This window comes from Herbiconiux aconitum (assembly GCF_024979235.1).
Classification (GTDB): domain Bacteria; phylum Actinomycetota; class Actinomycetes; order Actinomycetales; family Microbacteriaceae; genus Herbiconiux; species Herbiconiux aconitum.
In genome coordinates this window covers 539827-553630 of record NZ_JANLCM010000001.1, presented here as the reverse complement: position 1 = coordinate 553630, position 13804 = coordinate 539827, and the positions used below count along the sequence as shown (strand labels likewise).

Here is a 13804-nt window from a genome sequence, read left to right as displayed (position 1 = left end):
TGTATTAATGGGACGTATGGGAAAGCTGCTCTACGGCACTTCGGGCATCGAGATCGAGTTCGACGACCGCACGCTCACACATCTGCAGATCGTGATCGCAGCGAAACTGCGCCGAAAAGAGAGCTTCTTCTTCTCCTGGAAAGACGACCCTGCGATCGGTGACGGCCGGTCGAGCATCTGGCTCGACTCGTCGATTCCGCTCTACTTCAAGTTCGCGGGCGGGCGGGTGCCGGCCATCAATCGGGAGTGGCTCGACATCCTCACCGCCTCCTCCAACGGAAGCGGTGGGCTCCAGTTCACCGAGGAGCCGGGCGCACCCGGCACCAACGGCAGCGGAAACGGTCACAACGGAGCGAGTGGGCCGGCCACCGTCCGCTGAGCGTGCTTCGGCCACGAGTCGCCTTCGCGCGGGGGACGACCCCGCGCTAGAGGGACGCCTCCAGCGCCGCCTTCGCCTCCTCGAGGCTCGGGTAGCTGCCCAGGTTCTTACCGGTGCGGCCGGTCACGACGAAGCCGTGCACCCATTTCTCGGCCACGATTCCGAGCGGACGGGAATCGGATGATTTCGCGACCCACAAGCCCAGCTGTGCTTCCTGCCAGGTGATGGCGCGGTTCAGCAGTGTTTCCGTCATTGTTCTCCTTCGAACTCGACTCAAAGAATCATAGATGCTCAGCGACGCGTATGGAACGTGCAGGGTTCCCCGGGCGGGTCGATAGGAAAACGTTAGGACTCCCCATACGGCCGGTGAAAAGGCGTTGGATCGACTTCCGTCAACTTGCCCTTTTCGGATGGAGAATCCCGTGCTCGACATCGTCTATGTCGCTGCGATCCTGGCCGTGTTCGGTCTCGTCGCCCTGGTCGCCTGGGGGGTTGAGAAGCTGTGATCGTCATCGATGTCCTGGCCTTCGTGCTCGGCGCGGCCTCGGTCGCCTACCTGGTGTACGCGCTCGTGAAGCCGGAGCGGTTCTAACCCGTGTCCACTCTCGAAATCTGGCTCGCCGTCGCGCAATTCGCGACCCTCGTTCTCGCCCTCGGCCTGATTTACCGGCCGCTCGGCGACTACATCGCCCGCACCTTCACCTCGTCGAAAGACCTCAAGGTCGAGCGCGGTTTCTACCGGCTCATCGGCGTCGCGTCCCACTCCGAGCAGAGTTGGGGAGCGTACCTCCGGGGCGTTCTCGCCTTCTCGGTGGTCGGCGTTCTGCTGGTCTACCTCATTCAGCGCCTTCAGGCCGTTCTGCCCTACTCGCTGGGGTTCCCCGCGATCCCGGAGGGCCTCTCGTTCAACACGGCCGTCTCGTTCGTGACCAACACGAACTGGCAGTCCTACTCGCCTGACGTCACCATGGGCTACACCGTCCAGTTGATCGGCCTCGCGGTGCAGAACTTCGTCTCGGCCGGCGTCGGCCTCGCCGTGGCGATCGCGCTGATCCGCGGCTTCTCCCGGCGCTCGACCGGCACCATCGGCAACTTCTGGGTCGACCTGACCCGCGGCGTGCTGCGCGTTCTGCTGCCGATCTCCTTCCTTGCCGCGATCGTGCTGATCGCCGGCGGCGTCATCCAGAACGTCGCCGGGTTCACGGATGTGACGACCTTGACGGGTGGAACCCAATCGATCCCGGGTGGCCCGGTCGCGTCGCAGGAGGCGATCAAGCTGCTCGGCAACAACGGTGGCGGGTTCTTCAATGTGAACTCCGCGCATCCGTTCGAGAACCCGACGCAGTGGACGAACCTCTTCGAGATCTTCTTGATGCTGGCCATCCCGTTCTCGTTGCCACGCACCTTCGGAACGATGGTGGGCGACAAGCGCCAGGGTTACGCCATCCTCGCCGCGATGGGAGCGATCTTCGTCGTCTCACTCACCGCGCTCACCATCTTCGAGGCGATCGGCTCGGGTTCCGGTCCGATGGCCGCGGGCGGAGCGATGGAGGGCAAGGAACAACGATTCGGGATCTTCGGGTCGACTCTCTTCGGCACCACCTCGACCATCACGTCCACGGGCGCGGTGAACTCGATGCACGACAGTTACACCTCGCTCGGCGGCATGATGACGATGTTCAACATGATGCTCGGTGAGATCGCGCCGGGTGGCATCGGGGCGGGGCTCTACGGCATCCTCGTGATCGCGATCATCACCGTCTTCATCGCAGGACTGCTCGTGGGGCGCACGCCGGAATACCTCGGCAAGAAGCTCGGCCCGCGGGAGATCAAGCTGGCGAGCCTCTACATCCTCGCCACGCCCACCCTGGTTCTGGCCGGCACCGCCCTCAGCTTCGCGATTCCCGCGATACGAACGGATGTCGAGACCGTCTCGATCTTCAACCCGGGCCTGCACGGCTTCAGTGAAGTGCTCTACGCCTTCACCTCGGCGGCGAACAACAACGGATCGGCCTTCGCCGGCCTCACCGCGAACACCCCGTGGTTCAACACCGCGCTCGGTGTGGCGATGCTGCTCGGACGGTTCGTGCCGATCGTGTTCGTGCTGGCGCTCGCCGGTTCCCTCGCTTCCCAGGGCAAGGTGCCGGTCACCGCCGGAACGCTGCCCACCCACCGCCCGCAGTTCGTGGGCCTTCTCGTCGGCGTCGTCGTGATCGTCGTCGCCCTCACCTACTTCCCCGTGCTCGCACTCGGACCTCTCGCCGAAGGGCTTCAGTAATGTCCACCCTCACCCATCCGTCCCGCGGCTCCGCCGTCGCGGAGTCCCGCACGGGCGCGCAGCGCGCCTTCAGTGTCGGCCAGCTCTGGAAGGGCCTCCCCGGAGCCTTCCGAAAACTCGATCCCCGCGAGATGTGGCACAACCCTGTCATGTTCCTCGTGGAGATCGGCGCCGCGCTCACCACGGTGATCGCGATCGCGCAGCCGTTCCTGCCCGCCGAGGAAGGCAGCCAGGCCACCTCGCTGGCCTTCACCTGGAGCATCGCGGTGTGGCTCTGGCTCACCGTGCTCTTCGCCAACCTGGCCGAGTCGGTGGCCGAGGGCCGCGGCAAGGCGCAAGCCGCCACCCTGCGGGCCACCCGCACCAGCACGATGGCCGCCCGCGTCGTCGACTACGACGCGGCCGGTGACCCCGCCGCCCTGCGGGCGACCACCAGCCAGGTGGCCTCGTCCGACCTGCGGCTCGGTGACGTGGTGGTCGTGGTTGCGGGAGACCTCATCCCGGGCGACGGCGACATCATCGAGGGAATCGCCTCCATCGACGAGTCGGCCATCACGGGCGAATCCGCTCCCGTGGTGCGCGAGTCCGGTGGCGACCGCAGTGCCGTCACCGGTGGCACCCGGGTGCTCTCCGACCGGGTCGTGGTGCGCATCACCTCGAAGCCGGGCGAGACCTTCGTCGACCGGATGATCCGACTCGTCGAGGGCGCCAGCCGGCAGAAGACGCCGAACGAGATCGCGCTGAACATCCTGCTCGCGAGCCTCTCCATCATCTTCGTGATCGTGGTGCTCACCCTCGGCCCGATCGCGGGCTACTCCAACGCCACCCCGTCGATCGCCGTCATGGTGGCACTCTTGGTCTGCCTCATCCCCACCACCATCGGGGCGTTGCTCTCGGCCATCGGCATCGCCGGCATGGACCGCCTGGTGCAGCGCAACGTGCTCGCCATGTCGGGCCGCGCGGTCGAGGCGGCCGGTGACGTCACCACCCTGCTGATGGACAAGACCGGAACGATCACCTACGGCAACCGTCGTGCCTCGGAGTTCATCGCCCTCACCGGCGTCGACGACACCGCGCTGCGCGATGCCGCCGCCCTCTCCTCGCTCAGCGACCCGACACCCGAGGGCAAGTCGATCGTCGACCTGGCCGAACAGCAGGGCTTCCGCCGGCCGTCGACGGTCGACGGCGAGATCGTGCCGTTCACCGCGCAGACCCGCATGAGCGGCATCGACTTCGCCGACGGCCGCCAGATCCGCAAGGGCGCCGGCTCCGCCGTCACCGCCTGGGCCCGGGCGACCGGAACGACCGGCAGCACGCTCTTCGACGAGCTGCAGCTCTCGACCGATCGTATCGGCGGGCTCGGGGGCACTCCACTGGTTGTCGCCGTGCGCGAACCTGACCAGGCCGCGAGCATCCTCGGCGTCGTCTACCTGAAGGACATCGTGAAGGAGGGGATGGCCGGCCGGTTCGCCGAACTGCGCGCGATGGGCATCCGCACCGTGATGATCACGGGTGACAACCCGCTCACGGCCAAGGCGATCGCCGAAGAGGCGGGCGTCGACGACTACCTCGCCGAGGCCACCCCGGAGGACAAGCTCGCGCTCATCAAGAAGGAGCAGGAGGGCGGCCGGCTGGTCGCGATGACCGGCGACGGCACCAACGACGCCCCGGCGCTCGCCCAAGCGGATGTCGGCGTGGCCATGAACACCGGAACGTCGGCCGCGAAAGAGGCCGGCAACATGGTCGACCTCGACTCCGACCCCACGAAGCTCATCGACATCGTGGCCATCGGCAAGCAGCTGCTCATCACGCGCGGTGCGCTCACGACCTTCTCGATCGCGAACGACGTGGCGAAGTACTTCGCCATCATCCCCGCCATGTTCAGCGCCGTGTTCCCGGGCCTCGGCCTGCTCAACATCATGGGCCTGCACTCGCCGTCCTCGGCCATCCTCTCGGCGGTCATCTTCAACGCGATCATCATCGTGATCCTCATCCCGCTGGCCCTGCGCGGCGTGAAATACCGGCCGTTGTCGGCATCACGCATCCTCAACCGCAACCTGCTCGTCTACGGACTGGGTGGCGTGATCGCGCCGTTCATCGGCATCAAGCTGATCGACCTCGTGGTCGCTCTCATCCCCGGATTCTGAACTCAGAAACCTCTGAAAGGCACACTCCCATGGCATCCACTCGCGGATTCGCCCGCCCCTACTGGGTGGCGCTCCGATACATGATCGTCGCGACGATCGCGCTCGGAATCGTCTACCCCCTCGCCGTGCTCGGTGTCGGCCAGCTCGTGCTGCCGGCGCAGTCCAACGGCAGCCTGGTCACGAACGCCGACGGCAGCGTGCTCGGCTCCACCCTGATCGGGCAGTCGTTCACCGACGCCGACGGCAACGCGCTGCCCGAGTGGTTCCAGTCGCGGCCATCGGCGGCGGGCTACGACGCAGCAGGCTCGGTCGGCAGCAACTTCGGGCCCGAGAACCCCGACTTCCTCGACGCGATCGCGGAACGGAAGGCCGCGATCGCGGAGCTCGAGGGCGTTGACCCGGCCGACATCCCGGTCGATGCGCTCACGGCCTCCGGCTCCGGACTCGACCCTCACATCAGCCCGCAATACGCTCTACTGCAGGTGCCCCGCGTCGCGGAGGCCCGGGGACTGGAGGAGTCGCAGGTTCATGATCTCGTCGAAGCCTCCATTCAGGGTCGTGACCTGGGTTACCTCGGCAACGAAACGGTCAACGTGCTGCAGCTCAATATCGCGCTCGCCCAGCTGGCCGGCTGACCGGATGCGGGTGCGCGCGTGAAACAGGGGCGGCTGCGGGTGCTGCTCGGCGCCGCACCCGGAGTGGGCAAGACCTACACGATGCTGGAGGAGGGGCGGCGCCTCCGGGCCGCGGGCAAAGACGTGGTGATCGGCATCGTGGAGACCCACGGCCGCTCCGGCACCGCGTCGATGACGGCCGGCTTCGAGGTGGTGCCCCGCCTGCGGGTGGGGCACCGCGGCGTCGAGCTCGACGAGATGGATCTCGACGCGGTGCTCGCCCGGGCGCCCGAGTACGCCCTCGTCGATGAACTCGCCCACACCAACGCGCCGGGGCTCGCGCACGAGAAGCGCTGGCGCGACGTGGAGACGCTGCTGGATGCCGGCATCAACGTGCTCTCCACCGTGAACATCCAGCACATCGAGTCGTTGAACGACGTGGTGCAGCAGATCACCGGCGTTCCGCAGCGCGAGACGGTTCCGGATGCGGTGCTGCGCTCGGCCGACCAGATCGAGGTCGTCGACCTGGCTCCGCAGGCGCTCCGCGACCGCCTGGCTGAAGGTGTGGTGTATCCGGCGACGCGCGTGGATGCGGCGCTGTCGAACTACTTCCGGCTCGGCAACCTCACCGCCCTTCGCGAACTCGCGCTGCTCTGGCTGGCCGACGAGGTCGACAGCTCGCTGCGCCGCTACCGCACCGACCACGGCATCGGTGACAAATGGGAGGCCCGCGAACGGGTGGTGGTGGCACTCACCGGCGGCCCCGAGGGCGAGACCCTGCTACGTCGGGGCGCCCGGATCGCGGCCCGCTCCTCCGGCGGGCAGCTGATGGCCGTGCACGTCACGGCGCAAGACGGATTGCGCGAGCCCAACCCCGGTGCCCTCGCCGCCCAGCGCACCCTCGTCGAGAGCCTCGGCGGCAGCTTCCATCAGGTCGTGGGCGACGACATCCCCTCAGCACTCGTGGAGTTCGCCCGCGCGTCCAACGCCACCCAGCTCGTCATCGGCGTCAGCCGGCGCAGCAGGCTCTCCGTGCTGCTGACCGGTCCGGGAATCGGCGCCACGGTCATCCGGGAGTCCGGCGACATCGACGTGCACATCGTCACCCACGCGGCGGCGGGCGGCCGGATGCGCCTGCCCGGCACCCGGGGAGCGCTCACCCTCCGCCGCCGCCTTTACGGCTTCGCGTTCGCGATCGTGGCGGGCCCGTTGCTCACCTGGTTGCTCACGGCGTTCCGTTCCGACGAATCCATCACCTCCAACGTGCTGAGCTACCAGCTGCTCGTGGTGGTCGCCGCCTTGATCGGCGGAATCTGGCCCGCTCTGTTCGCCGCGGTGCTGAGCGGATTCACGCTCGACTTCTTCTTCGTCGAACCGCTCTACACCGTCACCGTCAACGAGCCGCTGCACGTTCTCGCGCTCGTTCTCTACGTGGTCATCGCGGTGCTGGTGAGCATCGTGGTCGACCAAGCGGCCCGCCGCTCGCGGGTGGCGCGGCGGTCGGCCGCCGAGTCGGAACTCCTCGCCACCGTGGCCGGCAGCGTGCTGCGCGGGGAGGATGCGTTGCAGGCGCTCGTGACCCAGACCCGTGAAGCCTTCGGTCTCGTCGGCGTGCGGCTGATGCACGACGATCGCACGCTCTACTCCGACGGCGAGCCGGGCTCGTGGGAGCCCCCGTCCGGTTCCCCATCCCAGTCCACCTCTCCCTCTCCCTCGGCAGGGGCTCGGGTCTCGATGCCCGTCGACGACGACACCGTGTTGGAGCTCTACGGTCGCGAGCTGCAGGCATCCGACCGCCGTCTGCTCGCCGTCATCGTGGCGCAGATCGCGGCCGCAGTCGAGCACGCGAACCTCGAGGAGACCGCTCGCGGCATGGCGCCGCTCGAGGCGGCCGACCGGGTGCGCACCGCCCTGCTGGCCGCACTCGGGCACGACCTCCGCCGGCCGCTCACGGCTGCCACCGCCGCGGTGACGGGTCTGCGGGCCCGCGGTGCGACGCTCAGCGAGTCCGACCGCGAGGAGCTTCTCGCGACGGCCGAGGAGAGCCTGGCCTCGCTCGCCCAGCTGCTCACCGATCTGCTCGACGTGCGCCGTGTGCAGGCCGGGGTGCTCGGCGTCTCGCTCGTCGACGTCGATCTCGACGACCTGCTGCCCGCCGTGCTCGACGAGCTCGGTATCGGCCCCGCCGAGGTCGACCTCGACATCCCCTCCGGCCTGCCCGTGTTTCCGGCCGATCCCGTGCTCCTTGACCGCGTGCTCGTCAACCTGCTCTCGAACGCGCTGCGCTTCCGCCCGGAGGGGGAGCGGGTGGTGGTGTCGGCCAGCACCTTCGCCGACACCGTCCAGCTGCGCGTGATCGACCGCGGCCCCGGCATCCCTGTCGAACGGCGCGATGAGGTGTTCCTGCCGTTCCAGCGTCTCGGCGACACCGACAACGCCGCAGGCCTCGGGCTCGGTCTCGCGCTGTCGAAAGGCTTCGTCGAGGGCATGGGCGGCACGCTCGACGCCGAGGACACGCCGGGCGGTGGGCTCACGATGGTGGTGACGCTGCCGGTCGCAGCTCCGGCCACGCCGGCACCGGCGACGTCGACGGCCTCGACGGCCTCGACGGCCTCGACGGCCGCGATGGGCGATCGGGTGCCGGGGAGAGGCGATGCCGACGACACCGAGGACAGCGCATGAAGATCCTGATCGCCGACGACGATCCGCAGATCCTGCGGGCGCTCCGCATCACTCTGGGTTCGCAGGGCTACGACATCGTCACCGCCGTCGACGGCGCCGACGCGATCCGCGTCGCGACCGAGGGCACGGTCGACCTCATCATGCTCGACCTCGGCATGCCGCGACTCAACGGCCTCGAGGTGATCCAGGCCGTGCGCGGCTGGTCGAGCGTGCCGATCCTCGTGGTGTCGGGCCGCGCCGGTTCGGCCGACAAGGTCGATGCGCTCGACGCCGGTGCCGACGACTACGTGACGAAGCCGTTCGCGATGGACGAGCTGCTGGCGCGCATCCGGGCTCTCACCCGACGCAGTGGCCCAGGCTCAACGGGCGACGAACCGGCGGTGACCTTCAGCGGCATCACCGTGGACCTCGCCGCCCACCAGGTGATGCGGCACGGGGACCGCACCGCCATCCGTCTGACCCCGACGGAGTGGAAGATCCTCGAGCTGCTGGTGCGCAACCCCGGTCGTCTCGTGACCCACCAGGAACTGCTCACCGAGGTCTGGGGCACCCACCTCGTGAAGGAGACCGGGTACCTTCGGCTCTACATCGGGCAGCTGCGCAAGAAGCTCGAGGCCGAACCGTCGCATCCCGTGCACTTCCTGACGGAGGCCGGAATGGGCTACCGTTTCGTGCCCGACCCTACGCCGGTGCACGAAGAGGGAGGACGCCGATGATCGTCGACAACGCCGTGTACGTGGCCGGCCGCCGCACCGCCGACCCGCCGAGCCTCGACGAGACCTTTGAGGTGATGCGAGCGCGCAACGGCTTCGCCTGGATCGGGATGTACCGCCCGAACCCCGAAGAGCTGCAGTCGGTGGCCGACGAGTTCGCCCTGCCTCCGCTCGCCGTGGAAGACGCCTTGCAAGGGCATCAGCGCGCGAAGATCGAGAAGTACGGCGGCTCGACCTTCCTCGCGCTTCGTCCCGCCCGCTACCTCGACGCCGACGAGCGGGTGGAGTTCGGCGAACTCGACATCTTCCTCGGCGCCGACTACCTCATCACGGTCCGGCATGCCGAGTCACCCGACCTGGCCCTCGTTCGCAAGCGGCTCGAAGGCGATCCCGACCTGCTGGCGAAAGGGCCGCTCGCGGTGCTCTACGCCGTGCTCGACCAGGTGGTCGACGAGTACCTGCCCGTCATCAACGGTCTCGAGAACGACATCGACGAGATCGAGGACCAACTGTTCAACGGCGACCAGGAGGTCTCACGGCGCATCTACCAGCTCTCGCGGGAGGTGCTGGCGTTCCAGCGGGCCACGCATCCGCTCTCGGACATGCTGGAGTCCGTGCGCGACTCGCTCGCCGAGAGCGGCGCCGATGAGACTCTTCGGGACAACCTGCGTGACGTGCACGATCACGTGCTGCGCATCGTGGAGCGCGCCGACTCCTTCCGCCAGCTGCTGCAGAACGCGCTGATGGTGCACACCACCCTGGTGGGCCAGGACCAGAACAACGAGATCAAGAAGATCTCCTCCTGGGCCGCCATCCTCTTCACCCCGACGCTCGTCGGCACCATCTACGGCATGAACTTCGAGTACATGCCCGAACTGCACTGGGTGCTCGGCTACCCCTTCGCGCTGGCCCTGATGCTCGGGCTCGGCTTCGCGCTCTACAAGATCTTCAAGCGACGAGGATGGCTCTGAAAACGCCGTAACGGAAATGTCGCGTCTCGGAAAGATGCGATAGTTAAGCTGCCTAGCTGTATCGCCCTGCACTCGCTCGGATAGAGAGACTTCCCCGTGCATTTCCTTGCCGTTCTCAGCATGAAGAACCGGGCCCTGATCGCCCTCGTCACGATCGTGGTCGCCGTGTTCGGTGGGCTCGCCCTCACGAACCTCAAGCAGGAGCTGATCCCCTCGATCGAGTTCCCGCAGCTCGCCGTGCTCACCACCTACCCGGGGGCCAGCCCCGAGGTGGTGAACGACGACGTCTCGACACCGATCGAGAGCGCGATCCAGGGCGTCGAAGGCATCGAGACCACGAGTGCGACGAGCAGCACGAACCTCTCCATCATCTCGGCCACCTTCACCTACGGCACGAACCTCGCCACCGCCGAGCAGAAGATCCAGCAGGCGGTCAACCGCATCAAGTCGACGCTGCCCGAGAACCTCGATCCGCAGGTGCTCTCCGGCAGCATCAACGACCTGCCGATCATCTCGATCGCCGTCTCCGGCGAAGACACCAAGACCCTCGCGCAGCAGCTCGAGACCTCGGCCGTGCCCGATCTCGAAGAGCTCAGCGGGGTGCGCGCCGCCGAGGTTCTCGGGGCCATCGGCCAACGGGTCACCATCACGCCCTCACCCGCATCGCTCGCCATCGCAGGCGTCACCACGAAGGACATCACTGACGCGATCGCCGCGAACGGCCAGCTGATTCCCGCCGGAACCCTCACGCAAGACGGCCAGAGCTACGCCGTGCAGGCCGGATCGAAGCTCACCTCCACCGACGACATCGCCTCCCTTCCGCTTCCCGCGGTCACCGCGGAAGGCACGCCTGTGACCATCGGACAGGTCGCATCCGTCGCCCTCGTCGACGACCCGGTGACCTCCATCTCGCGCGTCAACGGCAAGGATGCGCTCACCCTGTCGATCACGAAACTCCCCTCCGCGAACACCGTCGAGGTGTCGCAGGGAGTGCGCGATCTGCTGCCTCAGCTCGAGAGCGCCATCCCCGGGGCCACCTTCACCGTCGTCTTCGACCAGGCCCCGTTCATCCAGGAGTCCATCGAATCGCTCGCCACCGAGGGCCTGCTCGGTCTGTTCTTCGCGGTGCTCGTCGTCTTCGTGTTCCTGTTGTCGATCCGATCGACGATCGTCACCGCCATCTCCATCCCGACCTCGGTGCTCATCACCTTCATCGGCTTGCAGACCGCCAACTACACCCTCAACATCATCACCCTCGGCGCGCTCACCATCGCGATCGGGCGAGTGGTCGACGACTCCATCGTCGTGATCGAGAACATCAAGAGACACCTGTCGGCGCTCGCCGGCGTGCAGCTCTCGCCGAAGGAGGCGGGCGTCGCCCGGGCCTCGCTCATCGTCGACGCCGTGCGCGAGGTCGCCGGCGCCATCACAGCCTCCACCATCACCACGGTGGCCGTCTTCCTGCCGCTCGCCTTCGTGGGAGACACCACCGGTGAGCTGTTCCGGCCGTTCGCGCTCACTGTCACCATCGCGCTGCTCGCGTCGCTGCTGGTCGCTCTCACCATCGTGCCGGTGCTCGCGTACTGGTTCGTGCGGCCCCCGAAGGCGAAGAAGGCCGCTGCTACGGCCACGGATGCCGCGGCGACGACATCGACGGATGCCCGCTCCCAGGAGCACGCGCACGCGCACGCGGCCGTCGCCGAGCCCGGCTCGGCCCTCGAAGCGCCCAGCCGCCGCGCCCGCAACCATCGCGTCGAGATCGAAGACGAGCCGCCCACTGCCCTCCAGCGCCGCTACCTGCCGATCATCTCCTGGACGTTGAAGCACTCCGTCGTCACCATCATCATCGCCATCCTCGTGCTGGTGGGCACCGTGCCCCTGACGCTGCTGATGAAGACGAACTTCCTCGGCTCCAGCGGCCAGAACACCTTCACCGTCACGCAGACCGTGCCGGTCGGCTCGAGCCTCGACGCCCAGTCGGCCGCCGCCACCCAGGTCGAGACCGCGCTCGAAGGCATCGACGGCATTCAGACCGTGCAGCTCACCATCGGCTCCTCGGGCAGCGCTCTGCGCGATGCCTTCGTGGGCGGCGGTGACAGCGCCATCACCTACAACATCACCACCGACGAAGACGTCGATCAAGACACCTTGCAGGACACCGTGCGCACCACCCTCGAGAAGATCCCGGATGCCGGTGAGATCTCGGTCTCGTCGGGTGGCGGCTTCGGCGGCACCTCCGACATCGCGATCGACGTCACCGCGCCCACCCAGAGCGATCTCGCCACGGCGGCCGCTGCGGTGCTGACGAGCATGCAGGGGCTCGACGAGGTGAAGCAGGCGTCGTCGAACCTCAGCGCCTCGAGGCCCTTCATCCAGGTCGCGGTCGACCGCGACAAGGCCGCCCTGGCCGGGCTCAACGAGGTGGCGGTCGGCAGCATCGTCTCGCAGACCATGCAGCCCACCACCGTCGGCTCGATCGTGATCGACGACAAGAACTACACGATCTTCATCGTCGCCGACGACCCGCCCACCACTCAAGACCAGCTGGCCGCTCTGCAGATCCCGACCGCTCTCGGCCCGGTGCGGCTCGACTCGCTCGCGACGGTGTCGATCGTCGACGGCCCGGCGACCATCACGACCGTCAAGGGCGTGCGCACCGCGACCGTGTCGGTCACGCCCAACAGCGAAGACCTCGGCACCGCCAGCGCCGAGGTCACGAAGGCGCTCGACACGGTCTCGCTCCCGGCGGGCGCCACCGCGAGCGTCGGCGGTGTCGTCACCGACCAGTCGGATGCGTTCTCGCAGCTCGGCATCGCGCTGCTGGTCGCCATCCTGATCGTCTACGTCGTCATGGTGGCCACCTTCAAGAGCCTGCTGCAGCCCGTCCTGCTGCTCGTCTCCATCCCGTTCGCGGCCACCGGCGCCATCGCGCTGCAGGTCATCTCGGGCATCCCTCTCGGCGTTCCGTCGATCATCGGAGTGCTGATGCTCATCGGCATCGTGGTGACGAACGCGATCGTGCTCGTCGACCTCGTGAACCAATACCGGGCTCGAGGTCTGCCCGTGCGGGAGGCGCTCGTGGAGGGTGCTTCGCGTCGTCTGCGGCCCATCCTCATGACCGCGCTGGCCACGATCTTCGCGTTGCTGCCGATGGCGGTCGGACTCACCGGGCACGGCGGGTTCATCTCACAGCCGCTCGCGATCATCGTCATCGGCGGCCTGGTGTCGTCGACGCTGCTCACCCTGATCGTGCTGCCGGTGCTCTACAACCTCGTGGAGGGGTCGCGGGAGCGGCGGCGGGAGCGGCGCGAGGCGCGGGCGCAGGAAGTTGCGGCGGCTTCGTTGACTGTGCTAGCTGCCGAGTAGGCCGTGCTTCGCGCGGCCTACTCGGGTCGCGCCGGTCCTTGCCCGGCGCTCCGCGACATGTTCGCGTGAGGTCGCTGACGCGGCCTCGCGCTCACCTTGGGTCGTCGATAAGGGCCTGTTGCGTGCGGTGCCGGGTCTTTGTTCGTCGGAACGACGGACTTTTGCGGGGTGGAACGGGAATGACGGAGGGTCAGCCCGTTTGCCGGTGAATCCTCCGTCGTTTCGGCAGGGGCAACTAGAACGCCAGGGCGAGTAAGAAGAAGATCACACCCAGCAGGGGGAGGGTGCCCTGGGTTGCCGCCGCCTGGAGGCGGGCGCGACCGGTGCTGAGGAGCACGACGGAGGCCGCGAACATGCTTCCCGCGGAGAACACGGCGAGAGCGAAGCCGGCCTCGCGGGCATCCGTCCAGTAGAGGATGACGCCGAGGGCCGCACCGACTGCCAGGAACAGGTTGTAGAAGCCCTGGTTGTAGGCGAGCGGCGCGGTGGCGTCGGCATCCGCCTGGCTGGCGAGGCCGAAGCGCTTCCAGATGACGGGGGTGCGCCAGCGCACGCTCTCCATGTACCAGATGTAGACGTGCAGCAAGGCCGCGAGGCCGACGAGAACGGATGCGACGATGGCCATGCGGTCAGCCTAGCGGCGGTGAGGCGAGA

General features: G+C 67.6%; 11 protein-coding genes. 9 read left to right on the top strand and 2 right to left on the bottom strand.

Annotated features, from left to right (window positions below):
- Nucleotides 1-16 precede the first annotated feature (16 nt).
- Entirely contained in the window at nt 17-379 is a 363-nt protein-coding gene (locus N1027_RS02520) for a DUF7882 family protein (protein WP_259504824.1), read from the top strand.
- Nucleotides 380-425: 46 nt separating this feature from the next.
- Here N1027_RS02520 and N1027_RS02515 read toward each other — a convergent pair whose 3' ends face one another.
- Nucleotides 426-632: a hypothetical protein gene (locus tag N1027_RS02515; protein ID WP_259504822.1), complete on the bottom strand. Its 207-nt coding sequence runs from the start codon at nt 630-632 to the stop codon at nt 426-428.
- A 249-nt stretch (nt 633-881) separates the two neighbouring features.
- Here N1027_RS02515 and N1027_RS02510 point away from each other — a divergent pair, with 249 nt between their 5' ends.
- The 8 genes from N1027_RS02510 (at nt 882) to N1027_RS02475 (ending at nt 13150) form a co-directional block, all read left to right on the top strand.
- Nucleotides 882-971, top strand: a complete 90-nt coding sequence (locus N1027_RS02510; RefSeq protein ID WP_259504820.1) for a potassium-transporting ATPase subunit F — start codon at nt 882-884, stop codon at nt 969-971.
- Between the two features lie 18 nt (nt 972-989).
- Entirely contained in the window at nt 990-2657 is a 1668-nt protein-coding gene (gene kdpA / locus N1027_RS02505) for a potassium-transporting ATPase subunit KdpA (protein ID WP_372499709.1), read from the top strand.
- Nucleotides 2657-4804, top strand: coding sequence for a potassium-transporting ATPase subunit KdpB (kdpB, locus tag N1027_RS02500; protein ID WP_259504815.1), 2148 nt, complete (start codon nt 2657-2659; stop codon nt 4802-4804). The genes kdpA and kdpB overlap by 1 nt, the downstream gene beginning before the upstream one ends.
- Nucleotides 4805-4833: 29 nt before the next feature.
- A complete protein-coding gene (kdpC, locus tag N1027_RS02495) occupies nt 4834-5439 on the top strand; it encodes a potassium-transporting ATPase subunit KdpC (protein ID WP_259504813.1) in 606 nt (201 codons plus the stop codon).
- A gap of 18 nt (nt 5440-5457) precedes the next feature.
- Nucleotides 5458-8100 (top strand): DUF4118 domain-containing protein, encoded by a 2643-nt coding sequence (locus N1027_RS02490; RefSeq protein ID WP_259504811.1) that lies wholly within the window; start codon nt 5458-5460, stop codon nt 8098-8100.
- Nucleotides 8097-8816 (top strand): response regulator, encoded by a 720-nt coding sequence (locus N1027_RS02485; protein ID WP_259504809.1) that lies wholly within the window; start codon nt 8097-8099, stop codon nt 8814-8816. Before N1027_RS02490 ends, N1027_RS02485 begins: the two co-directional genes overlap by 4 nt.
- Nucleotides 8813-9784, top strand: a complete 972-nt coding sequence (corA, locus tag N1027_RS02480; RefSeq protein ID WP_259504807.1) for a magnesium/cobalt transporter CorA — start codon at nt 8813-8815, stop codon at nt 9782-9784. Before N1027_RS02485 ends, corA begins: the two co-directional genes overlap by 4 nt.
- Before the next feature lie 96 nt (nt 9785-9880).
- Nucleotides 9881-13150, top strand: a complete 3270-nt coding sequence (locus tag N1027_RS02475; RefSeq protein ID WP_259504805.1) for an efflux RND transporter permease subunit — start codon at nt 9881-9883, stop codon at nt 13148-13150.
- Between the two features lie 235 nt (nt 13151-13385).
- Here the strand turns inward: N1027_RS02475 and N1027_RS02470 are convergent, their stop codons facing one another.
- Complete coding sequence (locus tag N1027_RS02470; protein ID WP_259504803.1) at nt 13386-13775, bottom strand: DUF1304 domain-containing protein; 390 nt, start codon at nt 13773-13775, stop codon at nt 13386-13388.
- Between the last annotated feature and the right edge of the window lie 29 nt (nt 13776-13804).